This is a genomic window from Amycolatopsis lexingtonensis, assembly GCF_014873755.1.
Taxonomy (GTDB): domain Bacteria; phylum Actinomycetota; class Actinomycetes; order Mycobacteriales; family Pseudonocardiaceae; genus Amycolatopsis; species Amycolatopsis lexingtonensis.
Genome location: NZ_JADBEG010000001.1, coordinates 3,025,165 through 3,047,377 on the forward strand (window position 1 = coordinate 3,025,165; position 22,213 = coordinate 3,047,377).

Genomic DNA, 22,213 nt, shown 5'->3' on the forward strand with positions numbered 1-22,213 from the left:
TGCGGCCCGGCGGGCACCCGTTCCTCACGCGGTCGAGACGATGTCCGCGGACAGCGGCGCGATGGCACCGATGATCGTCTCCGTCGTCTCCTGGGGCACCCCGGCGGCGAGGAGGGCGTCGGTGAGGTACTTCGCCACGAGGTCGAAGTGGTGCTGCTCGATCCCCCGGCCCAGGTGGACGTCTTTCATGGACCGGCCGCGGTACTCGTCGGGCCCGCCGAGCGCGGCCGTGAAGAACTCGACCTGCATGCCCTTGAGCCGCGGCAGGTTCGTCCCGCGGAAGAACACCGCGAGTTCCGCGTCGGCGAGGACGCGTTCGTAGAAGTCGTCGACCACGGCCACCAGTGCTTCCTGGCCGCCGATCCCCTCGTAGATGCTCGTCACGTCGCCTCCCGGTCGTGGTGGTCACCGTGGTGACCAGCCAACAACCGGGAGGTTTCGCGCCGGTAAGAACACGATCACCCGGGGGTTAGATCGGCCTCACCGCGTCAGGTGAAGATGATCTGACCGCCCGCGGCGAGGTCGTAGAACTCGCCGACCGTGATGATCCCGTTCACCTGGTCGATGAAGTCCGACTTCTCCATCCCGAACAGGTCCACCGACGCCTGGCAGGCGTAGAGCCCCGCGCCGGTGTCGGCGATCATCTCCACGAACTCCGGGATCGACGGGATGTCGAGCGCCTCCATCTTGTGCGCCATGTAGTGCGTCATCACCGACGACAGGCCGGGCAGGCCGCCCGCCCACGTCGCCAGGTGCAGGCCGGGGTTGCCGACCGTGGCGAGCTTGATGTGCTCGTGGCGCGCCTTGTGGATCGCGTCCAGTCCGAAGAACGTGAAGAACAGGTTCGCCTCGATGCCTTCGGCCCGGGCGCCGTTCGCCATGATCAGCGCCGGGTAGATCCCCTCGAGGGACCCCTTCGACACGATGATGGAAACCTTTTCGATCTTGTCGGTCATGACGTCCTCCGGACTCAGATGCAGCCACGCGGCTTCGGGATCCCGGCGATGCGGGCCGCCAGCTTGGCCGGCCCCTTCGGGAACAGCTGGTAAAGCTCCTTGACCGCCACCCCGGACGTCTTGCCGAGGACGCGGACCGTCGGGCCGGTGCCCTTCTCCTCGAACTCGGCGCGGACGAACTTCAGCACCTGCCAGTGCCGTTCGCCCAGCTCGCCGACGCCCGCGTCGGCGGCGATCTCCGGCGCCATCTCCTCGCGCCAGAGCGCGGGATCGGTGAAGAAGCCTTCTTCGTTCACGGGCACCTCGGTACCCGCGTAGACCTTCGTGAACATGGTCCTCCTATCGTCCGGCGGGTTCCGGGAACCGCTTTCCCGCGCGCGGCATCGCGCTCGACACGCCGGGCAGGTCCCGGCCGGGGAGCAGGCTGTGCCAGTAGAGCCACGAGAACATCAGCTTCCCGAGGTGGTTGAGCCGCGACTCCTTGAGCAGCGGCAGTCCCGTGTCGGCCGGGTAGTGGCCGGGCAGCGGTTCGGTGTCGTAGTTGAAGTCGATGAGCAGCGCCTTGCCGAACCCGCTCTCGATGAAGCAGTTCGTGTGCCCGTCGAAACTCGCGTCCAGCGGCCTGCCGTCCAGGAACTGCCCGACGTTGCGGGTCAGCACCTCGCCCTCGAAGTGGGTGACCGAGCCGGCCTTGGACGTCGGCACCGAGGCGGCGTCGCCGAGGACGAAGATGTTCTCCTTGACCTTCGAGCGCAGGGTGTGCTCGTCGGCGCGGACGAACCCGAGCTCGTCACCCAGCCCCGGCGATCGGTCCACATAGGACGCTCCGCCGTGCAGGGGTACCACCACGGCCTGGTCGAAGCCGATCTCGCGGCCGTCGAAGGACACGAGCCGCCCGCCGTCGCCGTCGACCTCGCCGGTGTTGAACTCGGTGACCAGCTCGATGCCCTTCGCTTCCAGGATCCCGGCGAGGGTCCGCGCGGCCACCGGCTTGGTGAAGGCCGCGTCGAGCGGCGTGACGTAGGTCAGCTCGACGCGGTCGCGGATGCCGCGCTCCGTGAAGAACCAGTCGGCGAGGAAGCAGAACTCCAGCGGCGCGACCGGGCACTTGACCGGCAGGTCGACGACGTTCACCACGAGGCGGCCGCCGTCGAACGCGGCGAGCGCCGACGCGAGGCCCACCGCGCCGTCGAGGTCGTAGAAGGTGTCCACGCGGCCGCGCCAGCCCGGGCCGGTGAGCCCTTCGGTCTCCTCCGGCAGGAGCCGGGCACCGGTCGCGATCACCAGCGCGTCGTAGCCCAGCACGGTGCCGTCGGCCAGGTGGACGCGGTCGGCGTCGATGTCGACCCGCTCGACTTCGCTGCGGTGGTAGCCGATCCCGGCGGCCAGCTGCCGCGGGCGCGAGCGGACGAGGTCCTCGGCGTCGGCCATGCCGAAGGGCACGAACAACAGCCCCGGCTGGTAAACGTGCTGGTCGTCCCGGTCGACGACGGTGATCTCCGCGCCGTCGCCGTAGTCGCGGCGCAGGCGGTTCGCCGCGAGGGTGCCGCCGGTTCCCCCGCCGAGGATGACAATGCGTTTCATCACTTCTCCTGTCAGCGCAGCTCGGCGGCCGCGCCGTCGTCTTGGGCCCACTTCATGCGGTTGCGCACCGCGACGACGCCGGGTATCGAGCCGGTCAGCCACTCGGCGCGTTCCACCTCGCTGCGCCGGTCGATGACCCCGCTCAACGTCACGACGCCGTCGTCGACCCGCACGGTGGCCGCCGCGGGGTCCGCCCAGATCGACCGCTGCAGCACTTCCCGCTCGACGGTCTCCTTGATTTCCTCGTCCGGGCGCAGGAAGGCGCCAAGGACGTCCCGCCGGGCGATGACGCCGGTGAGCCGGCCCGAGCCGTCGACCACGTACAGGCACCGCTGGTTCGTCTCGACCAGCCTCCGGCCCGCGGCGGTCACCGGCTCGTCCTTGGCGATCGTGGGCACGCGGCGGGTCATCAGCTCGCGCGCGGTCAGCCCCTGCGCCTTGCTCCACACCCGGCGCTTCCACAGCACCGGCTCCGGACGGCGCGCGTCTCGGCCGTGCCGGGCCAGCAGATCCGCCTCGCCGACCACGCCGATCGGCCGCCGGTGCTCGTCGACCACCGGGACCGCCGCGATGCCGTGCTCGGCAAGGAGAGAAACCAGTTCCTTGAACGGCGTCCCGGGCCCGGCGGACACCACCGGCGAGGTCATCAGGTCGGACACCAAGGGACCGCGCATGGCACACCTCCGTCGAAGGGTTTTCCCCACGGTAGGAACACGTGCCCCCGGACCGGAGCGGGCGACGGTCCCCGGTCCGAAGGCCTTTCGCCCCTTTGCCCGGACCCGGGGCGTGCCGTTGCCTGGACACCCCGGCGGAAGGAGCGGAAATGAACGACCACAAGCGGTGGCGCGAGCTGAGCCCCCGGCAGCGCGCCCGGATCCGCGTCGCGGCAGGTGTCCAGCTGCTGCTCGCCGCATCGGCGTGGTGGGACCTGGCCCGCCGGCCCGCCTCGCTGGTCCGCGGACCGAAGTGGCTGTGGGCACTGGTGATCGCCGTGAACTTCGTCGGCCCGGTGGTCTACTTCACCCGGGGCCGGGCCACGAGCACCGGGCAGAGCGCGTACGACATCAACGCCTGACTCGTCGAACCCAGCGCCAAACCACTGATCCCGCCCCGGCCGCGGCTGCCGGCGACCAGCAACTGCGCGCGGTCGGCGAAGTCGAGCAGCCGCTCGGCCGGGCGCCCGGTGACGACCTCGCGGTCGACGACGACGTCCGGGAACTTCTCCTGCCAGCCCGCCAGCCGCTGGGCGAGCAGTTCGCGCGCGTACTCCCCGGCGGGTTCGCCCGCGTCCCACCAGCCGTCGTGGCGGCAGTGCACGGCGATCAACCGCGCGCGCCGCCAGGACGCCTCCTCGAACGCGGTGGCGATGGCCTCTTCACTCGCCGGGCTGCCGTCGACGCCGACCACGACCGGTCCCTGCGCGGGCGGCTCGTCTTCGCCGGCGTGCGGGCGGATCAGCGCGACCGGGCAGTGCGCGTGCGCGGTGAGGGCCACCGTGACCGAGCCGAGCAGGAACCGGCCGAGGGGGCGCAGGCCCGGGGTGCCGAGCACGAACATCCGCGCGTCGCGGGATTCGGCGACCAGGGCGTCCGCGGGTCGTTCGGGGCGCAGCACCGTCTTCACGCTGATGTCCGCGGCCACCTCACGGGCTTCGGCCAGGACGCTCCGGCCCTGCCCCGCGGCCGCTTCCAGCAGCTGCTCGTAGGTCGGATCGGCCCGCGGGTAGGGCGCCGGCAGTTCCGGCAGCGCGTGCACCAGCCGCAGCCCGAGGTTCCGTTCCCGCGCGACGCGGGCGGCCCACCGGACCGCCGTGAGTGCGCCCGCCGAGCCGTCGACCCCGACGACGAGTTCCGAGCCGCTCATCCGTTTCCCCTTTCGCCTCACGGAAGTCAACCGGCCGAAGGCGCTTCCGGCGCGAGGCTTCGGCCCCCGCGCGGGAGGACTTCGGTCCCTTTCCGGGTGGTCCCCGTCAGGCGGCGCCCAAGGGCCCCCGGTCCGGTGACCTTCGGCCCCAGCACCCGCCGCGGACGCGGAACAAGCTGACCGCAGCACCGAAGAGAAAGAACGGAGGTTTCCCCATGTCCATCCGACCGGATGAGAAGAACACCCCGGTTCACCGGGCCACCGAACCGGCACCGGTCCCCGACTTCGTCGCCGCACCCACCATCGCCGGGAAGTCCCTGGCCGTCCTGCGCGTCGCCACCGGCTTCATCTTCCTGTGGGCGTTCCTGGACAAGCTGTTCGGCCTGGGCTACGCGACCCCGTCGAAGGGCGCCTGGCTCAACGGCGGCTCGCCGACCAAGGGCTTCCTCAGCAACGTCCACGTCGGCCCGTTCGAGTCGATGTTCCACGCCTGGGCCGGCACCTGGTGGGCCGACTGGCTGTTCATGCTCGGCCTCGGCGCCATCGGCCTCGCCGTGATCGCGGGCGTCGGGCTGCGCCTGTCCGCCGCGGCGGGCGCGCTGATGATGCTCATGATGTGGGCCGCCGAATGGCCGCTCGCGCAGAGCATGAGCACCGGCGAAGCAACGCACTCGACCAACCCGATCGTCGACTACCACATCATCTACGCGCTGATCCTCGTCGCGCTGGCCGCCGCGTCGGCCGGGAACACGTGGGGACTCGGCCGCCGCTGGTCCGCCCTCGTCGGCGACCGCACGTGGCTGCGCTGAAACCGATCCGTTCCCTGGGCGCCCGCCGACCGGCGGGCGCCCTTTTCCCCTGCCGGAAGGAAGAAAGATGAAGGCACTCGTGTACGACGGCCCCGGCCGGCGCAGCTGGACCGACCACGCCGAGCCGGGGATCGCCGCGCCGACCGACGCGATCGTGCGGGTCGACGCGGTCACCATCTGCGGCACCGATCTGCACATCCTCAAGGGCGACGTGCCCGAGGTCGAGCGCGGCCGGATCCTCGGCCACGAAGCGGTCGGCACGATCGTCGAGACCGGATCCGCCGTCACCACGGTCAAGTCCGGGGACAAGGTCCTGGTCTCCTGCATCTCCGCCTGCGGCCGCTGCGAGTACTGCCGGGTGGCCGCCTACGGCCAGTGCCTCGGCGGCGGGGGCTGGATCCTCGGGCACACCACCGACGGCGTCCAGGCCGAGTACGCGCGCGTGCCGTTCGCCGACACCTCGACGTACCTGCTGCCGTCCGGGGTGAGCGACGAGTCGGCGCTGATGCTGGCCGACATCGTGCCGACGTCCTACGAGGTCGGCGTCCGCAACGGCGGGGTCAAGCCGGGTGACACGGTGGTGATCGTCGGGGCCGGGCCGATCGGGCTGGCCGCGATCACGAACGCCCAGCTGTTCGCGCCGAGCACGATCATCGTGGTCGACAAGGAACCGGCCCGCCTCGACGCGGCCAAGTCGTTCGGCGCCGACGTGATGGTGCGGCCGGACGAAGCGGCGGCCGCGGTGGCGGAAGCGAGCGGCGGGCTCGGCGCGGACGTCGCGATCGAGGCGGTCGGCGTCCCGGAGACGTTCGAGCTGTGTGCGAAGCTGGTCCGCCCGGGCGGGCACGTCGCGAACGTCGGCGTGCACGGCGCACCGGCGACGTTGCACCTCGAGGAGCTGTGGATCAAGAACATCACGATCACGACGGGCCTGGTCGACACGTCCAGCACTCCGATGCTGCTGCGCATGCTCGCGGCCGGCCGGCTGGACACGAGCCGGTTCGTCACCCACCGGTTCGGGCTCGACGAGATGGACGAGGCCTACGACGTCTTCGCCCACCCGCAGGACAGCAACGCGCTGAAGGTCGCGCTGTTCCGCAGCTGAACCGGAAGCGGCCACCGTCCATTCCGGACGGTGGCCGCTTCGCGTCCCCGGCTCAGAACACCGGGCGCTTCCGGCTCAGCATCCCGGCCGGCCCGGGCGGGACCGGTGCCACGCCCCGGTCGTCGAAGTGGGACTTCAGGGTCTGGCGCACCTCGACGACCCCGTCGACCCGGCGGACCAGCGCGACGATGACCGGGATCATGCTCTCCCGCTCGACCGTGCCGTTGAGGGTCACGATGCCGTTGTGCACGGAGACGTACAGCGAAGCCGGGTCCAAGGCCATGTCCCGCAGCAGCACCTCGTCGCGGACTTCGTCCCGGATCTCCCGGTCCGTGCGCAGGAACACCCGGACCAGGTCCGAACGCGACACCACCCCGACCAGCTTTCCGTCCTCGTCGACCACCGGCAGGCGGTGGAAGTGGTGCTGCTCCAGCAGTTTGGCGGCCACCGCGACGTCGTCGTCAGCGCGCACCGTCACCGCCGGGCTGGTCATCAGGTCCGCGACGAAGGCCGCGCCCGCCTTGCGCCTGGCCTGTCGCGAGCCGGGCTGGAGCAGACCGTGCGGTGCCTCGCGCTCGAGCAGGTCGCCCTGCGACACGACCCCGAGCACCAGCCCGTCCTCGTCCACCACGGGCGCTCCGCTGATGTTCCACGTGGCCAGCAGGACCGCGACCGCCTTGAAGGGGGTGTCCGGCCCGACGGTCGTGACGTCGGTGGTCATGACCGAGCCGACTTTGCGGCGACTGGGCATCTTGATCTCCTTCACAGCAGCGGCCCCGGGTAGTACGTGGCCGCGGGCTCCACGGCCGGCTCGGCTTCCTTCTCGGCTTCCGGAACGGTCCGGGCCGGGATCACCACCACGGGGCAGCTCGCCTCGCGCAGGCAGTGCTCGGCGACCGAGCCGACGAGCAGCTTCAGCAACCGGCCGCGGCCGTGGCTGCCGAGCACGAGCATCGCCGCGGTCTTCGACGCCTCTTCCAGCGCCACCGGCGCCGAGTGCTCGACCAGCTCGGCGCGGACGGCCACGCCCGGGTGCTCGGCGCGGACCTGGCCGATGACGTCGTCGAGCTGCTGCCGCTCCCGCTCCGCGACCGTCTGCGGCGTCCCGGCGACCGCCGCGCCGAGGTCGTAGACCGGCTCGAACGTCCACGCCCGCAGCGCGACGACCCGACGGCCGCTTTGCGCGGCCTCGGCGACCGCCCAGCGCAAGGCGGCCACGCTGACCGCCGAATGGTCGACACCGACGACGATGTCGCCCTGGTTTGCCGTGGTCATTTCGGTTTCACCTTCTCCTCGTTCTCAAGAGTGGGTTTTGCGGTCCTGGTCGGCGAACCACTCCCGCTGCCACCGGGCGTAGCGGGCGCGGTCGAGCGCGAAGGCGGTGAGCCGGTAACCGGCCGCCAGCAACGCCAGCGCGGCGGCCCACAGCCCCAGCCCGACCCCGACCGCGTCGATGACGACGGCCGCGCCGGTCAGCGGCGGCTCGGCCACGGTGCCGTCCCGGTTCACCCAGACGGCCACCGTCTCCCCTTTGAGCGTGCCCTGGTCGGCGACGACCTTGCCGACGCGGCGGGTCCCGTCCGCGAGCGTCCAGGTCGCGTCGGTGGGTTCCCCGTTCCCGGCGACGCCGGTGCGCGGGTTCGGCGCGATGGCCGGCCCGTCGGCGAGCAGGGTCGCGTTCACCTGCGTGCGCTCGGCCAGCTGCTGCGCGGACTGTCCTTGCTGCCGCACATAGGTTTCCGAGCCGAAGCTGGCGGCGACCGGCAGGGCGGCGAGCGCGAGCAAGGCCACGAAGACCAGCAGGCCGGCCTGGAAGCGGTCCGAGCCGCGCGCCACCGAGCCGCGCCCGGGCAGGACGGTGTGCCACAGCCGCGTGAGCGGGTTCGACGACGTGCTCATGGTTCTTGCCCTCTCCGGTCGGGAGTCCTTTCTGTGTCCAGGATCATCGGAATCGCCGCCCGCCCGAAGAGGACTTGGACCCCGGCGTGAAGACCCTCGGCCGGTTGCCCGGGGACTTAGGACCCTGTGCCGGTCCCCGGCCCGCCCGGGATGGTCGGGGAACCCGACGGAAACGGAGCACGGACCATGCGCGCACGCGACATCATGACCACCCCGACGTTCGCACTGACGCCGTCCGCGACGCTCGACGAAGCCGCCGAGATGATGACCGGCCACCGGTTCACCACCATGCCGGTGGTCGACGCGGACGGGCGGCTGCTCGGCCTGCTCACCGAAGCCGACATCCTGCTGACGCCCGAGCCGTCCGGCGACCCCGACACCGGCGTGATGCTCGACAGCAAGCCGCGCACGGCGGGCGCGGCCATGCGCACCACCGGTCTCGCGGTGCCCGCCGGCACCGACGTGCGCGAACTGGCGCGGCAGATGACCGACGCCGGGGTCCGCTCGGCACCGGTCGTCGAAGGCGGGCGGGTGATCGGCATGGTGACCTTCCAGGACGTCCTGCGCGCCCAGCGCGCTTGACGACGTCGGCCCGGCCGCTCACCCCAGCGCCCCAATGTGGCCTTGGTTGCGTCCCACGCACCCAAGGCGGCCTTCGGTGCGTCTGACGCACCGAAGGCCACCTTGGGGCGCTGATCCGGCGGGCCTCACCAGAGCACGCGCTCACCGTCTTCCGGGACCACCGCGCACCAGCCCGCCTCGGCGTGCAGTGCCTTCGCCAGCGCGTGCGACGGCCTCGCCGGTCCGTCGACGACGAACGCGGTCTCCGGGGCCGGGCTTGCGGTCGCCCACGCCAGCAGTTCCGCCGGATCGGCGAACTCGCCCGTGCTGCCCAGCGCCGTCACCTCGGCCCGGACCGGGTGGTACCGCCCGTGGATCTTCACGTGGCGGGCCCCGGCCCCGAGCCGGGCGGCACGCGTGCCCGGCGCCGGATGCCCCAGCAGGATGACGCCGTTGCGCGGGTCCGGCAGCAGGGTCTCCAGGTGCCGGAGCACCCGGCCCACGTCCGCCGGCTCCGGCCCGGGCACGATGATCGACGGCCGGTCCGGCACCTCCGCGACCAGCGAGCCGGGCTCCTCGAACCGGCGGTCGCGGCGCAGCTCGGGCCACTGCTCGGCCACTGCCCGCCGGAAGACCTCGAGCCCGGCGCCGCCGTCGAGGAGCACCGGTGACGGCGGGATCTCCCCGGCGTCCACGAGGTTCCGCACCATCGTCAGCACCAGCTCCGTGCCACCGGCCGCGGACGCGAGGACGACCACGCTGCCCCCGCGCCGGAACGCGCGGTGCACCGCCGCGGCGAAGCGGCCGGCCAGGTGCCCGTCGCCGGGCGGGTGCGGGGCGGTGAGGACCAGGACGTCGGAGCGCGGCCGCGGGTCCGGGGCGCGCAGCAGCGGGTGGTCGTCCGCCCCGAGCGGCCCCGCGAGCACGACCGAGCGCCCCTCGGCGCGGATCCGCACCCACGCGGCCCCCAGCCGGCCGCCCGCGCGGCCGAACTCGAACTCGGCGCCGTCGAGCCGGTGCGGCGTGCCGAAGTCGACCGGCCGCAGCAGCGCGACGGCACGGGTGACGTCTGCCGGCCGGAACGGCGGCAGCCCGACGCCGAACGGGCTGCGGTCCGCGTCCTCCGCGAACTGCGTCGCGGCATCGGACAACACCGCCGGGAGCAGCGCGGCGGTGGCGGGCGTCGCGAACACCGGCCCGTGCCACCCTTCGGCGACCAGCTGCGGGAGGAAACCCGCGTGCCCGAGTGCGGCGCTCGGCAGGAGCACCGCGTCGGCGGCGTGGAACTCGTCGGGGCCGGGCGAGAAGTTGCCGCGCCGCGCCGCGTCCGGCCCAGCGAACAGGCCGCACCCGACCAGGAGCGTCGTGCCCGGTGTTTCGACGAGGCAGCGGGCGCAGCCGGTCCCGCCCAGGAACGTCAGCACCGGGTCCGGGAACCCGCCCGGCCACGGACCGGTGCGGTAGCGGGCGGCGAGCGCGGCGGCGCGGGAACCGTCGGACATCGGTTTCCTTCCCTTCACGGTGTCAGCCGGCGATGTCGCGCCGACGGAACCCCGCCACGCCGGCCGCGACCAGCACGGCCCCGAGCGCGGCGAGCCAGAGCAACGGCGTCGCGTGCACCGCCGCGCCCGGGAGCTTCGGCGAGTGCGTGAACGGCGACAGGTCGAGCACCCACTGGTCGAGCTTCAGCAGCGTGCCGAACTCGCCGAGGAGCAGGAACGCCACCAGCGCGACCCAGGCCGCGGTCAGCGCGCGGCCGAACAGCCCGAACACCGCGGTCGCGATGCCGGTCAGCACCCAGACCGCCGGCAGCTGCGCCAGCGCCGCGCCGGCGAGCCGGGCCACCTCCGGCCCGATCCGGCCGAGGTGGGCGCCGTTGGTCAGCCCGGCCGCCAGGCCGAGGGCGGTCAGCAGGACCGCCGGCGCCACCGCGGCGAAGACGAGGTAGCCGCCCAGGAGCCGGCGCCGGTCCACCGCGGCCGCCAGCAGCGGCTCGACCCGCAGCGCCCGTTCCTCGGCGCGCAGCCGGGCCAGCACGGCGATCACGTAGGTGGACGTGATCACGCCGGCCATCGCCAGCTCCGCCGCGAGGAACGCGTCGGAGATCCCCTTTTCGCCGCCCAGCGCGGTGATCATGGCCTGCGCCTGCGAGTTCGTGAGCATCGAGCCGACGTTGCCGGCGAGGCTGCCGCACACCACCCCGAGCAGCACGTACGCGCACGCCCAGACGGCCAGGGTGCCGCGGTTGAGCCGCCAGGCCAGGCCCCACGGACTCCGCAGCGCCCGCCCCGCACCGGCGGGGCCGGGGTGGTCGGGCAGCAGGCCCGCGTCGAGGTCGCGGACCCGGGCCAGCGCGATCGCGAGCCCGCCGAGCGCCGCGGCCGCCACGACCGGGAGCACGAGCACCCACCAGGCGTCCCCGGCGTACGGCCGGACCTCCTCGCTCCACCCGATCGGCGACGCCCAGGAGAGCCAGGCCGGGCCGGCCGAGTCGCCCACCGCGCGCAGGAAGTACGCGACGACCAGGGCGAGCACCGCCAGGCCCGACGCCGACCGGGCACTCTTCGTCAGCTGGGCCGTCACGGCCGCCGCGCCACCGAAGACCAGGCCCGCCGCCGCCCAGCAGAGCCCGAAGGCGAGCGAGCCGGCGACCGGCAGCCCGGTCGCGACGAGCGCCGCCGCGGTGGCCAGGCCGAGCACGACGCTCGCGCCCGCCGTGACGGCCAGCCCGGCGGCGAGCCCGGCGTAGCGGCCCACCACCGTCGCCCCCAGCAGTTCGCGGCGTCCCGCCTCCTCCTCGGCCCGGGTGTGCCGGACCGCGGTGAAGACCATCAGCAGCCCGACGAGCGCGGCCCCGAAGGCGGTCAGCTTGAACACCGACGTCGCGCCGAGGGTCGCCTCGCGCACCGGGCCGTACAACGCCCGCAGCGACGGCACGGCGTTGATGCTCGCGGCCGCGGCGTGCAGGTCGGCGTCCGTCGGGTAGACCGCCATCGTGGCGGCCGCGGCCGAGGCCGCCGTCGCCGCGAACACGGCGATCCACACCGGCAGGCGGATCCGGTCGCGCCGCAGGGCGAGCCGGACCAGCGCGCCGGTGCCGGCGAAGGCGCCGCTCATACCGGCACCGCCTCCGCGACCGGTTCGCCGCGGTAGTGCCGCAGGAACAGCTCTTCGAGCGTCGGCGGCCGGCTGACCAGGCTGTGCACGCCGCACCGGCCGAGCGCGGCGAGCACCGGCGACAGCGCGGCGGTGTCGACGGTCAGCCGGACGTCGGCGCCGTCCAAGACGAAGTCGTGCACCCCCGGCAACCGCGCGAGGCCGTCCGGTGCGCCCGCGAGCCGGGCGGTGATCGTGGTGCGGGTGAGGTGGCGGAGGTCGTCGAGACTGCCCGAGTCCACCAGCCGGCCGCCGCGGATGATGCTGACCCGGTCGCACAGGGCCTCCGCCTCGGACAGGATGTGGCTGGACAGCAGGATCGTGCGGCCGCGCTCGCGTTCCTCCCGGACACACTCCCGGAAGGTCTCCTCCATCAGCGGGTCGAGCCCCGCCGTCGGCTCGTCGAGCAGCAGCAGCTCGACGTCCGAGGCGAGGGCCGCGACGACGGCGACCTTCTGCCGGTTGCCCTTCGAGTACGCGCGGCCCTTGACCCGCGGGTCGAGCTCGAAGCGGTCCAGGTACCGCTTGCGGCGCGCGGGATCCAGGCCGCCGCGCAGCCGGCCGAGCAGGTCGATGACCTCCCCGCCGGTGAGGTTGGGCCACAGCGACACCTCCCCCGGCACGTACGCGAGCCGCCGGTGCAGCGCGACGGCGTCGTGCCAGGGGTCGCCGCCGAGCAGCCGCAGCTCACCGGCGTCGGCGCGCAGCAGGCCCAGGAGCACCCGCAGCGTCGTCGTCTTGCCGGCGCCGTTCGGGCCGAGGAAACCGTGCACCTCACCGGTTTCCACGGTCAGCTCGAGTCCGTCGAGGGCACGGGTGTGCCCGAAGGACTTCCGCAGCCCGCGGATCTCGATCGCCGGATTCATCGGGTGGCCTCCAGGAGGATCCGGCGCTCGGCCGAGGCGATCGCCGCGCGGGCGGGACCGATGACGTCCGGGTTGACCGAGATCGACGTGATCCCGAAGCGCACGAGGTGCTCGGCGAAGCCGGGCTTCGTGGACGGCGCCTGGCCGCACAGCGACGAGGTGATGTTGTGGTGCCGCGCGATGCGGACGATGCGCTCGATGGCGTCCAGCACGGCCGGGTCGGCCTCGTCGAACAGCTCCGCGCACTGCCCCGAGTCGCGGTCGACGCCCAGCATCAGCTGGGTGAGGTCGTTGCTGCCGATGGAGACGCCGTCGATGCCCATGCCGGCGTACTCGCCCAGCCAGTGCACGACCGACGGAACCTCGGCCATGACCCAGCGGTGCAGGCCGCGCTGCCGGCCCAGCGGGCTGGCGTCGACCAGCTCCAGGCACTCCTCCAGCTCCCACTTGGTGCGCACGAACGGGATCATCAGGTGCAGGTTCGGCGAGTGCTCGCGCACCCGGGCGAGGGTCTCCAGCTCGAGGGCGAACAGATCGCGCTCGCGGACGTACCGGTAGCAGCCGCGGTACCCGATCATCGGGTTGCTCTCGACCGGCTCGAACTCCTCGCCGCCGGCGAGGCCGCGGAACTCGTTGGTGCGCAGGTCGGTCGCCCGGTAGACGACCGGGCGGGTGCCGAACGGCTTGGTGATCTTCAGCAGGGATTCGGTCATCTTGTCCACGAAGGACCGTTCCTCACCCTTGGCGAGCAGGTCCCGCGGGTGGCGGCCGCCGAGCGCCTCGGTGAGCAGGAACTCGGCGCGCAGCAGGCCGACGCCGTCGACCGCCTGCGCGGCGACCTCTTCGGCGTGCTCGGGCATGGCGAGGTTGACGTACAGCTTGGTGCCGATCGCTTCCGGGGCCACCGGCCCCGCGACCGGCGCGGTGCGGGCGGCCTCGTGCTTGGTCGCGCCCGGCCGGACCTCGCCCTGCGTGCCGTCGACGGTGACGAGGCTGCGGTCGACCAGGACGCGGGTGGCGTCCCCGGTGCCGACCACGGCGGGCACGCCCAGCTCGCGGGCGACCACGGCCGCGTGGCAGGTCATCCCGCCGCCGTCGGTGACCACCGCGGCCGCCCGGCGGATCGCCGGTACCCAGTCCGGGTTGGTCATCGGCGCGACCAGGATCTCGCCGTCGCGCAGGTGCTTCGCCTCGACCGGGTCGTGCAGCACGCGCACCGCGCCGCTGCCCTCGCCCGGCGACGCGCCGAGCCCGGTCACCAGCGCGACGGTGCTCGCCGGGGTGAGCGGCGGCAGCGTGGTGATCGGCCGGGACTGCACCAGGAAGATCTCGTGGTCGGCGATCGCGAACTCGATGTCCTGTGGCACGCCGTAGTGCTCCTCGACGCGGCTGGCCATCCGGGCCAGTTCGAGCACGGCGGTCTCGCTCAGCACGCGGCGCCCGCCCGCGGGTTCCGGCAGCTGGACGGTGATGTCGCCGCCGCCTTCGTCCGCGACGATCTTGTGGGTCTGCCGCCCGATCCGGACGGACAGGATCAGCAGGTCCTGCTTGCCGACGACGTAGGTGTCGGGCTCGACGGCGCCGCTGACGATCGCTTCGCCCTGACCGAACACGGCTTCGATGACCACGCGCTCGCGGTCGCCGGTGCGCGGGTCGGCGGTGAAGATGACCCCGGCGCGCTCCGAGGCGATCATGCGCTGCACGACGACGGCGATCGCCGGCTCGCCGGTGAACCCGCGGCTGGCCCGGTAGCTGACGACGCGCGGGCTGAACAGCGACGTCCAGCAGTCGATGACGTGCTCGGCGACCGCGTGGTCGCCCCAGATGTTGGTGTAGGTGGCGTTCATCCCGGCGAAGGAGGCTTCCGCGCCGTCCTCCCCGGTGGCCGAGGACCGGATGGCGACCGGCGTCGACGCGCCGAGCTCGCGGTAGGCCTGCGCGATCTCTTCCCGCAGCTCGCCGGTCAGGCCGGCGAGGCGGACGAGGTCGCGGATGCGGTCGCACTGCTCGGACAGGAAGTCGGAATCGTCCACATTGGCCAGTGCCTTGGCGTGCAGGTCGGCCACTTCGGCGCGGACGCCCGCCTTCTCGAGCGCGGCCCAGTAGCCGTCGCGGGAGATGACGAATCCGCCCGGGACGGGGAACCCGGCGGAAATGAGCTCGCCGAGGTTGGCGCCCTTGCCGCCGACGGTTTCGTCGTCGGCGAGCCGGATCTCGGACAGGTCGCGTACGTAGGTCATCGGGGTCCTCCTGTGGGTGGGAACAGCTCGCCGAGTGGAAGCCGTGGTGAGGGTGCCGCCGGGACGGCGGGGTAGCCGAAGCGGAAGATCGCCTGGGGACAACCGGGGAGCGCCAGCTCCGACACGAGCCGGGCCCGGAAACCGGTGAGGTGCAAGGGTTGCGTCAGGACCGAGCCGACCAGCGCCTTCGTGGTCGCGGTGAGCCAGGCGCGCTGCAGTGCCGCGCCGGCGGCGAGGTGCTCGGCCCGGGTGTCGCCGTCGGTGCAGACGATCAGCAGGTTCTCCTCGGCCAGCCGGGCCGCGAGCACGACGTCGTCCGGGACCGGGGTGTCCGCGCGGACGAGTCCGGCCCCCGGCAGGGCTTCGCGGGTCAGCGCGTCCTCCGGAACGCCGTCGCCGACGGCTCCCCAGCCGTGGGTGTGCGCGGTCCAGACTTCGAGTTCGCGTTGGTAGCCGCGGTCTTCGCGCAGCACGCGCGTGGCGAAGCCGAGGAGTTCGGCCAGCTTGCCGAGGTTCCCGGGCGCGACGAGGTGCACGCCGGTCGTCTCCCCCGCGGCGGCCACCGCCGCGACGGCGGTGGCGGGCACCCGGCCGTGGTGGAACCGGTGCCGGTGGCTGCGGCGGCGGGGAATGGCGTTGTACAGCGCGAAGTCCCGGGCCGGCGTCGGGTGCGAACGCCCGATCGTCACGGTGGCCGCGACGTCGTCTTCGTACTCGACGTGGCAGTCCCGGCCGAGCGCGCGCACCGCGAGCTCGAGGTTGGTCACGGCGGCACCGCAGGAGAGCAGCCGGTCCCGGCCGAACGGGTCGTGGCGGCGCAGCTCGACGTCCCGGCGCTCGACCAGGTCCACCTCGGTGCCGCGGACGAGCAGTTGCCACGGCTGGCTGTTGTGCACCGAAGGCGCCCGGCTCACGGCCCGCGCGAGAATGCCGATCTGGTCGGACGTCAGTGCGGCCGGTGCGGCGGCGGTCATCGCGGTCACTCCTCCTCGGGCGGAGGCAGCCGCTCCGCCGCCAGTCATGGTGCGACCGCGGACGGTGTGCCCACCGGAGCACAAAGTCCCCCGCTCCGGCGGAATTCGTCCCCTACCGCGGCTTCGCGCCGGCCCGCACGCTCGGTACGACACCGGAGAGAAAGAAGGACACCATGACTGCCGGACGCGTGATCGTCGTCGGAACGGACGGTTCTCCCCGCGGCGACGCGGCGCTGCGCTGGGCGCTCGAGATCGGCGCGCACGCCGGCGACACGGTCCGGGCGATCCTCGTCCGGCCCCGCGACACCCTGCTGCCGGGCACCTCGTTCACCCTCCAGCCGCACGGCCGGGTGCCCGAGGCGAACTACTCCCTGGACGAGCACATCGCCGGCCTCGCCATCGAAACCGCCGCGGCCGTCGAGACCAGGACCGTCCACGGCGACCCGGCGACGGAACTGGTGACGGCGTCGGCCGACGCGGACCTGCTGGTGCTCGGCACGCACCGCGGTGGTGCGATGGCGGACCTGGTGCTGGGCAGTGTCGGACGCGAGTGCGTGCGCTTCTCCCGCTGCCCGGTCGTGGTCATCACGCCGGAAGCGGCCCACCGCCTCGCCCCGGCTTGAGCCCGTGCCGGCGCCCCAGGAGCGGGCTGAAGGGGACGTTCCGCTCATCTGATGCGGGGAACGTCCCCTTCAGCGCATCTGGTGCGAGGAAAGTCCCCTTCGCTTCGGGGTCGCGATGCCGATCAGCAGCAGTCCTTGCGGGCGCCCGGGCAGCGGTTCCGCGTGGCGGGCCCGCTCCGCCGTGGTCAGGTAAGGCAACTGGACCCGCTCCGACGCGAACCCGCGCATCGCCGCGGCCAGCCGCGTCGTGTGGAGCGCGGCGCCGGCGAGGACGTGGTGGCGGCGGCTGTCGCCCGGCGTCGTGACGAGGAGAGCCGACCGGCCGGCGAGATCCGCGCCGAGCCGCTTGAGAACCGCGATCCAGGCGGGGCGGACGGTCCGGACGTCGGTGTCCGGCCAGAAGTCGTCGGCCGCCAGCGCCCCGAGGACCGCGAGGCTGACCGGCCGCAGCACCGTGCCGTGGCCCGGGTCCGCCACTTCGCGCAGCGCCGCGTACCGCGCCCACTCCGCGCTCGACGGCGTGCGCGGGCCGCCCACCCGGACGACGGCGGCGACGTCGGGCCGGTCCGGGTCCTGCGGGAAGGCCACGACCGGGTCGCGGCCCAGCACCCGCAAGACCGTCCAGATGGTCGAAAGCGCGGCTCCGCATTCGAGCAGGGCGGCGTTGCCGGCCCGCTCGCGCCGGGCGGGCGGTTCGGTCAGCACGACCTCGTCCGGCCGGACCTCGGCGACGCACCGGTTGGGGCCCAGCCGTTCCAGGGCGTCACCGAGGACCGCCTTGGCCGAGGGGTCCCAGCGGAACGCGGGCCGGGTCATCCGCCCGAAACGGGAACGCCGAGGTGTCTCGTGGCGGCCCGGCAGGTGGCCAGCAGGCCGTCGACATCGATCACGGTGACCCGGTTCTCCAGGCCCGGCGGTACCTCGGCGCGGACGCACGGGTCCGGGGAGACCAGCGCGACGGGCACGTGGTCGCGGACCGCGCAGACGACGCCGAACTCGCGCGCGGTCAGCTCGGCGCCCTGGCCTCGCACGTCGACGAGCAGGTCGGGCTGGGCAAAGGGCTCGTCGAGCGGGCAGCGGCCGCCCGGGGCGAGCGCCCGGCACAGACCGGCGCGGCTGTGGCACCGGCTGACCAGGCAGCCGGCGTCCCGCAGGGGCTGGACGAGGAAGTCGGCGTCACCGAAGGACGCTTCGGTCAGCAGGACGTGCACGGGGTCACCTCACGGTCTCTCGGGCGAGCGCCTCCTCGGCGCCACGGGCCAGCTCCAGGTCTTCCCGGGGCTGCACGATCAGGGCGGGCACCGGCGAGCCGGCGCGGGTCACGACCCGGTCGACGTCGGTGTGCGGCACCTTCCCCGCCCGCAGGCCGAGCACCCCCAGCCCGTCGACGACGGACGTGATCAGCTCCGGCTGGTGCTCGGCGACGCCGCCGGTGAACACCACGGCGTCCAGGCGGGACAAGCTCATCGCCGCCGCACCGATCTCCCGGCGCAGGCGGTGCCGGTAGACGTCGAGGGCGACCGCCGCGTCCCCTTCGCCCCGCGCGGCCGCGGCCAGCACCCGCCGCAGGTCGCCGTTCGTGCCGCTCATCCCGGCCAGCCCGGACCGGTGGAACAGCGCGTCGGCCATCTCCGCCGCGCTCATCGGCGCGGTCTGCATGACGTGCAGCAGCAGGCCCGGATCGACCGAACCCGAGCGCGTCGCCATCATCGCGCCTTCGAGCGGGGTGAAGCCCATGCTGGTGTCCACGCCGTGGCCGTCGCGGATCGCCGTCACCGAGACCCCGGCCCCGACGTGCGCGCACACCAGCTGGAGGTTTTCGGGCGCCCGGCCCAGCAGCTCGCCGGTGCGGCGCAGCGCGTACTGGCACGACAAGCCGTGAAAACCGTAGCGGCGCAAGCGGTTCTGCGCGGTCCACGACCGCGGCAGCGGGTACCGCGCCGCGGCCTCGGGCATCCGGGCGTGGAACGCGGTGTCGAAGCACGCGACCACCGGGACGGCCGGGAGCAGGCGGCGGACCTCGCGGGTGACCTGCAGCGACAGCGGCTGGTGGTTCGGGGCCAGCGACGTCAGCCGTTCCAGGTTGGCGAGCAGGGCGTCGTCGACCCGGGCCGGCACCTTCTGGGAGCCGCCGTGCACGAACCGGACGGCGATCGCGTCCACGCCGGTCCACCGGCTGATCGCCTGGGCGACCGCACCGGGCGCGCTCAGGTCCCACGCGGCCCAGCCGACGCCCGTGCCGTCGTCGACCAGCGCCACCTTCATGCTGGACGAGCCCGGGTTCAGGGTCAGCACACGCACGGCTTTCCTCCTAAGAAAGTCAGTCCCGCAGTCCGCGCAGGAACGGGTCCGGCGCCGTCGGCCGCTCCAGCCGGGCGCGGACGTCGAGCGCCACACAGCCGTCGGATCGGACGCGCACGGGATTCAGGTCCAGCTCGGTCAGCTCCGGCACCAGTTCGGCCAGCCGGCTGACCTTGAGCAGCAGGTCGCGGACGGCGGCCCGGTCGAGCTGCCCCGGCGCCCACAGCGCCTTCGAGGAGCGCAGGCCGTCGAGCAGCAGGTCGGCGTCGGCGCCGGTGAGCGGCGCCAGCCGGGCGGCCCGGTCGTCGATCAGGTCGGTGTCGACGCCGCCGAGGCCGAACACGACCAGCGGCCCGAACACCGGGTCCGACCGCACGCCGACCAGCAGTTCGCGCCCGGGTTCGGCCATCGGCTGGACGGTCACACCGCGCAGGGCCGAGCCGAAGCGGGACCGCAGGGTGCGGAACGCCTCGAGGATCCGGTCGGCGCCGTGCACGTTCAGCAGCACGCCGCCGGCGGCGGTCTTGTGCAGCACACCGTCGGCGTCGGCCTTGAGCACGACCGGCGCGCCGAGGTCGGCGGCCGCGGCGGCCATCGAGTCGCCGGCTTCGACGTAGTGGGTCTCCACCATCGGAACCTCGGCCAGGCGCAGCAGTTCGACGGCGTCGGCGGGCGAGAGCCAGCCTTCACGCTCGGCGGCGAACGAGCGCAGCGCCTCCGGATTCTCCAGCGGGGCAAGGGAATCTTCGGTCTCGGGCCGGTTCAGCCACTGCTCGTAGCGGACGAGCCGGGCCAGCACGGCGGCCGCGGCGGCGGGGTCGTCGTAGCAGGCGGTCACCCCGCGGCCGGGCACCAGCGGCTCGACGCGGGCGCGCTGCCCGGGCCGCACGGCGAAGACGGTCTTGTACTCCGGCGGCAGCACGGCGGCCAGCGACGAGCCGGGATCACCGACGGCGGTGGGCACGGTCGCGGCGATGACCGCGTCGACGCCGTCGTCGTCGAGCACCGCGCGCAGCGCGTCGGCGAACACCGCCGGCGCGACGGCCGCGGTCGTGTCGACCGGGTTCCGCGCCGCCGCCTCCGCCGGGAGCAGCTTCACCAGCCGTTCCCGGGTGTGCTCGGACAGCTCGGCCATGACCAGGCCTTCGCGCTCGCACGCGTCGGCGGCCAGCACTCCGGCGCCGCCCGCGTTGCTGACGACGGCCACGCGGGGCCCGCCCGGCAGGAGCTGCCACGACAACCCGGCGATGACGTCGACCAGCTCGGCGACCGTGTCCACGGCGATCACCCCGGCCTGCTCGAAAAGCGCGTCGCGGGTGACGGCGGGGGTCGCGGCCGCGGCGGTGTGCGAAGCCGCCGCGCGCTGGGCGGTGTCCCCGCTGCCGGACCGGACCGCGAGCACCGGCCGCGTCCGGGCGAGCTGCCGCGCGAGGCGGCCGAACTTGCGCGGATTGCCGAACGACTCGAGGTAGAGCACGACCAGCTCGGTGCGGAGGTCGGCGGTCCACCACATCAGCAGGTCGTTGCCGCTGACGTCGTACTTGTCGCCGGTGGACACCAGCGTCGACACGCCGAGCCCGAGGTCGCCGAGCGACTCGGCGAGCGCGATCCCGACCCCGCCGGACTGGGTGACGACGCCGATGTTGCCGGGGCGGACCGGGGTGGCGAGGAAGGTGAGGTCATAGGGGTGGGCCGGATCGGTGGAGACGACACCGAGGCAGTTCGGGCCGACCAGGCGCATGCCGTACTCGCGCACGGCGGCGTGGACCCGCTCGCCGAACCCGGTGCCGGTGAGCCCGGAGGAGATGACCACGACGGCCCGGACACCGCGCTTGCCGCACGCTTCGACCGCGTCCGCGGCGGCCGGCGCGGGCAGGCAGATCACCGCGAGTTCGGGCGTGCGGGTCAGCTCGGCGACGGATGGCACGCTTCGCACGCCGAGGATCGCGCGGGCGTGCGGGTTCACCACCTCGACCGGGCCCCGGAAACCGGAAGCGGTCAGGTTGGCCAGCACCGCGTGGCCCACCGACCCCGGCCGCCGGCCGGCACCGATCACGGCGATCGAGGACGGCTTGAACAGGTGCGCGAGGCTGGCCGCGTCCGCGACCGAGTCGCGCTTCAGCACGGCGTCCAGGTAAGCGGGGTCTTCGTCGAGGTTCAGCACGACGTCGCGCTCGGGTCCGCCGACGCTGGCCTCGAAGCTGAGTCCGAGGTCCTTGAAGACGTGGAGCACCTTGGCGTTCTCCGCGAGCACCTCGGCGAGGAACCGCCGGAGGCCGGTCTTGCGGGCGTGGGAGACGAGGTGCTCCAGCAAGAGGGTGGCGACGCCTTGGGTGCGCACGGTCTCGTCGACGACGAGCGCGACTTCGGCGTCGGCCGAGCCGTCGAGGACTTCGTAGTTCGCGACGCCGAGCAGCTCACCGCGCCGGTAGCAGCCCACCGCGTAGTGGCCGGGCCCGGGGTCGGCGGCGATCTCCGCCGCGAGCCGGTCCAGGCGGGACGGTGCGCCGAAGAAGCGGAAGTAGGTGTCCTGCTGGGTCAGCCGGGTGTGCAGGGCGAGCACCTCGGCGGTGTCGGCCGGGTGCAGCGGGCGCACGAGCACCACGTCACCGCCGGCGAGCAGGGCCCGGGAGCCCGCCTCCACGCTCATCGAAACTCCTCGGGGCACGAGGGTGGGCGCGGCCGACCAAGGGCCGCGCCCACCGCGGGAGGGTCACCTAGTTCTTGGTGACCTGGATCTTGACGTGCTTGTCGCGCGGGTGCTCCGAAACCGGCATCGAGATCTCCAGGATGCCGTCGGCGTACGTCGCCTTGACCTTCGCCGGGTCGGCCCCGGCCGGCAGGCTGACCGTGCGGCTGAAGGTGCCGTAGTAGAACTCGCTGCGGCCGCCCTCGGCGACTTCCTTCGCCTCACGTTCGGCGGAGATGGTCAGCAGCCCGTTGTGCGTGGTCACGGAGATGTGTTTCTCCGGGTCGAAGCCGGGCAGTTCGGCCCGGACGAGGTACTTGCCGTCCTCGGTGGACTCCTCGATCCGGACCGGGTTGTGCTCGGCGAACGGCCAGGGGTTCTCCAGCCACGCCGCGATGCTCGGCAACGCCAGGCGTGAGCCCGGCACCAGGGTGGTCATCCGTTCTCTCCTCTCCGCGACGACGGGGCGTCGCAGAGCAAGGAAACCTCCGGAAGGGGGTCCGGCGACGCGGCCGGATTGCCCGAACCGCGAGGACCTTCGTCACCGAACGGGGAGAGCGGACCCGGTCGACCCACGGGCTCGGACC

24 protein-coding genes are annotated in these 22,213 nt (G+C 73.3%); 5 read left to right on the top strand and 19 right to left on the bottom strand.

The window, feature by feature from the left end:
• Positions 1-24 precede the first annotated feature (24 nt).
• From H4696_RS13755 to H4696_RS13775, 5 genes are all read right to left on the bottom strand, one after another.
• The gene (locus H4696_RS13755) at positions 25-384 is read right to left on the bottom strand and encodes a group I truncated hemoglobin (RefSeq protein ID WP_086861450.1); all 360 of its coding nucleotides are present in this window, start codon (positions 382-384) and stop codon (positions 25-27) included.
• Between the two features lie 104 nt (positions 385-488).
• On the bottom strand, positions 489-956 hold the full coding sequence (locus H4696_RS13760; RefSeq protein ID WP_086861451.1) for a DsrE/DsrF/DrsH-like family protein: 468 nt from the start codon (positions 954-956) through the stop codon (positions 489-491).
• Positions 957-970: 14 nt separating this feature from the next.
• Positions 971-1,288 (bottom strand): TusE/DsrC/DsvC family sulfur relay protein, encoded by a 318-nt coding sequence (locus tag H4696_RS13765; protein WP_086861452.1) that lies wholly within the window; start codon positions 1,286-1,288, stop codon positions 971-973.
• Positions 1,289-1,295: 7 nt separating this feature from the next.
• Positions 1,296-2,540 (bottom strand): type III sulfide quinone reductase, selenoprotein subtype, encoded by a 1,245-nt coding sequence (gene sqr / locus H4696_RS13770; protein ID WP_225955681.1) that lies wholly within the window; start codon positions 2,538-2,540, stop codon positions 1,296-1,298.
• Positions 2,541-2,551: 11 nt separating this feature from the next.
• Positions 2,552-3,214 (bottom strand): CBS domain-containing protein, encoded by a 663-nt coding sequence (locus tag H4696_RS13775; protein ID WP_086861454.1) that lies wholly within the window; start codon positions 3,212-3,214, stop codon positions 2,552-2,554.
• Positions 3,215-3,363: 149 nt separating this feature from the next.
• Between H4696_RS13775 and H4696_RS13780 the strand changes: the two genes are divergently transcribed.
• The gene (locus H4696_RS13780) at positions 3,364-3,615 is read left to right on the top strand and encodes a PLD nuclease N-terminal domain-containing protein (RefSeq protein WP_086861455.1); all 252 of its coding nucleotides are present in this window, start codon (positions 3,364-3,366) and stop codon (positions 3,613-3,615) included.
• Here the strand turns inward: H4696_RS13780 and H4696_RS13785 are convergent.
• Positions 3,555-4,403 (bottom strand): universal stress protein, encoded by an 849-nt coding sequence (locus H4696_RS13785; RefSeq protein WP_192782303.1) that lies wholly within the window; start codon positions 4,401-4,403, stop codon positions 3,555-3,557. The genes H4696_RS13780 and H4696_RS13785 overlap by 61 nt on opposite strands.
• A gap of 215 nt (positions 4,404-4,618) precedes the next feature.
• Between H4696_RS13785 and H4696_RS13790 the strand changes: the two genes are divergently transcribed.
• On the top strand, positions 4,619-5,212 hold the full coding sequence (locus tag H4696_RS13790) for a DoxX family membrane protein (RefSeq protein ID WP_192782304.1): 594 nt from the start codon (positions 4,619-4,621) through the stop codon (positions 5,210-5,212).
• A 67-nt stretch (positions 5,213-5,279) separates the two neighbouring features.
• Entirely contained in the window at positions 5,280-6,317 is a 1,038-nt protein-coding gene (locus H4696_RS13795; RefSeq protein ID WP_086862252.1) for a zinc-dependent alcohol dehydrogenase family protein, read from the top strand.
• Positions 6,318-6,369: 52 nt separating this feature from the next.
• Here the strand turns inward: H4696_RS13795 and H4696_RS13800 are convergent, their stop codons facing one another.
• The 3 genes from H4696_RS13800 to H4696_RS13810 are packed head-to-tail and all read right to left on the bottom strand — an operon-like array spanning position 6,370 to position 8,216.
• Positions 6,370-7,068, bottom strand: coding sequence for a CBS domain-containing protein (locus H4696_RS13800; protein ID WP_225955682.1), 699 nt, complete (start codon positions 7,066-7,068; stop codon positions 6,370-6,372).
• A gap of 11 nt (positions 7,069-7,079) precedes the next feature.
• The gene (locus H4696_RS13805) at positions 7,080-7,592 is read right to left on the bottom strand and encodes a universal stress protein (protein WP_086862254.1); all 513 of its coding nucleotides are present in this window, start codon (positions 7,590-7,592) and stop codon (positions 7,080-7,082) included.
• 24 nt (positions 7,593-7,616) lie between these two features.
• Complete coding sequence (locus H4696_RS13810; RefSeq protein ID WP_143265203.1) at positions 7,617-8,216, bottom strand: Rv1733c family protein; 600 nt, start codon at positions 8,214-8,216, stop codon at positions 7,617-7,619.
• Positions 8,217-8,402: 186 nt separating this feature from the next.
• Here H4696_RS13810 and H4696_RS13815 point away from each other — a divergent pair, with 186 nt between their 5' ends.
• Complete coding sequence (locus tag H4696_RS13815) at positions 8,403-8,798, top strand: CBS domain-containing protein (protein WP_086862255.1); 396 nt, start codon at positions 8,403-8,405, stop codon at positions 8,796-8,798.
• Between the two features lie 125 nt (positions 8,799-8,923).
• Here H4696_RS13815 and H4696_RS13820 read toward each other — a convergent pair whose 3' ends face one another.
• Genes H4696_RS13820 through H4696_RS13840 form a run of 5 tightly spaced genes read right to left on the bottom strand, consistent with a single transcriptional unit; the run spans position 8,924 to position 16,013 of the window.
• Positions 8,924-10,279 (bottom strand): MBL fold metallo-hydrolase, encoded by a 1,356-nt coding sequence (locus H4696_RS13820; RefSeq protein WP_086862256.1) that lies wholly within the window; start codon positions 10,277-10,279, stop codon positions 8,924-8,926.
• Positions 10,280-10,301: 22 nt separating this feature from the next.
• Entirely contained in the window at positions 10,302-11,894 is a 1,593-nt protein-coding gene (locus tag H4696_RS13825; protein ID WP_086862257.1) for an ABC transporter permease, read from the bottom strand.
• Positions 11,891-12,799, bottom strand: coding sequence for an ABC transporter ATP-binding protein (locus H4696_RS13830; protein ID WP_086862258.1), 909 nt, complete (start codon positions 12,797-12,799; stop codon positions 11,891-11,893). Before H4696_RS13830 ends, H4696_RS13825 begins: the two co-directional genes overlap by 4 nt.
• Positions 12,796-15,039 carry a phosphoenolpyruvate synthase gene (gene ppsA / locus H4696_RS13835; protein WP_086862259.1) on the bottom strand — a complete coding sequence of 748 codons (2,244 nt, stop codon included), beginning with the start codon at positions 15,037-15,039 and terminating at the stop codon, positions 12,796-12,798. The genes H4696_RS13830 and ppsA overlap by 4 nt, the downstream gene beginning before the upstream one ends.
• The gene (locus tag H4696_RS13840; protein WP_086862263.1) at positions 15,036-16,013 is read right to left on the bottom strand and encodes an Acg family FMN-binding oxidoreductase; all 978 of its coding nucleotides are present in this window, start codon (positions 16,011-16,013) and stop codon (positions 15,036-15,038) included. Before H4696_RS13840 ends, ppsA begins: the two co-directional genes overlap by 4 nt.
• Positions 16,014-16,186: 173 nt before the next feature.
• On the opposite strand from H4696_RS13840, the gene H4696_RS13845 reads away from it, so the two are divergent.
• Positions 16,187-16,636 carry a universal stress protein gene (locus H4696_RS13845; RefSeq protein ID WP_086862260.1) on the top strand — a complete coding sequence of 150 codons (450 nt, stop codon included), beginning with the start codon at positions 16,187-16,189 and terminating at the stop codon, positions 16,634-16,636.
• 69 nt (positions 16,637-16,705) lie between these two features.
• Here the strand turns inward: H4696_RS13845 and H4696_RS13850 are convergent, their stop codons facing one another.
• The 5 genes from H4696_RS13850 to H4696_RS13870 form a co-directional block, all read right to left on the bottom strand.
• Positions 16,706-17,452 (bottom strand): hypothetical protein, encoded by a 747-nt coding sequence (locus H4696_RS13850; protein WP_086862261.1) that lies wholly within the window; start codon positions 17,450-17,452, stop codon positions 16,706-16,708.
• The gene (locus tag H4696_RS13855) at positions 17,449-17,847 is read right to left on the bottom strand and encodes a hypothetical protein (RefSeq protein ID WP_086862262.1); all 399 of its coding nucleotides are present in this window, start codon (positions 17,845-17,847) and stop codon (positions 17,449-17,451) included. Before H4696_RS13855 ends, H4696_RS13850 begins: the two co-directional genes overlap by 4 nt.
• A 4-nt stretch (positions 17,848-17,851) precedes the next feature.
• Positions 17,852-18,937 carry an acetate kinase gene (locus tag H4696_RS13860; protein ID WP_192782305.1) on the bottom strand — a complete coding sequence of 362 codons (1,086 nt, stop codon included), beginning with the start codon at positions 18,935-18,937 and terminating at the stop codon, positions 17,852-17,854.
• 19 nt (positions 18,938-18,956) lie between these two features.
• A complete protein-coding gene (locus H4696_RS13865) occupies positions 18,957-21,587 on the bottom strand; it encodes a bifunctional acetate--CoA ligase family protein/GNAT family N-acetyltransferase (RefSeq protein ID WP_086861135.1) in 2,631 nt (876 codons plus the stop codon).
• Positions 21,588-21,654: 67 nt separating this feature from the next.
• A complete protein-coding gene (locus tag H4696_RS13870; RefSeq protein WP_086861138.1) occupies positions 21,655-22,065 on the bottom strand; it encodes an Hsp20/alpha crystallin family protein in 411 nt (136 codons plus the stop codon).
• Positions 22,066-22,213: the final 148 nt, after the last annotated feature.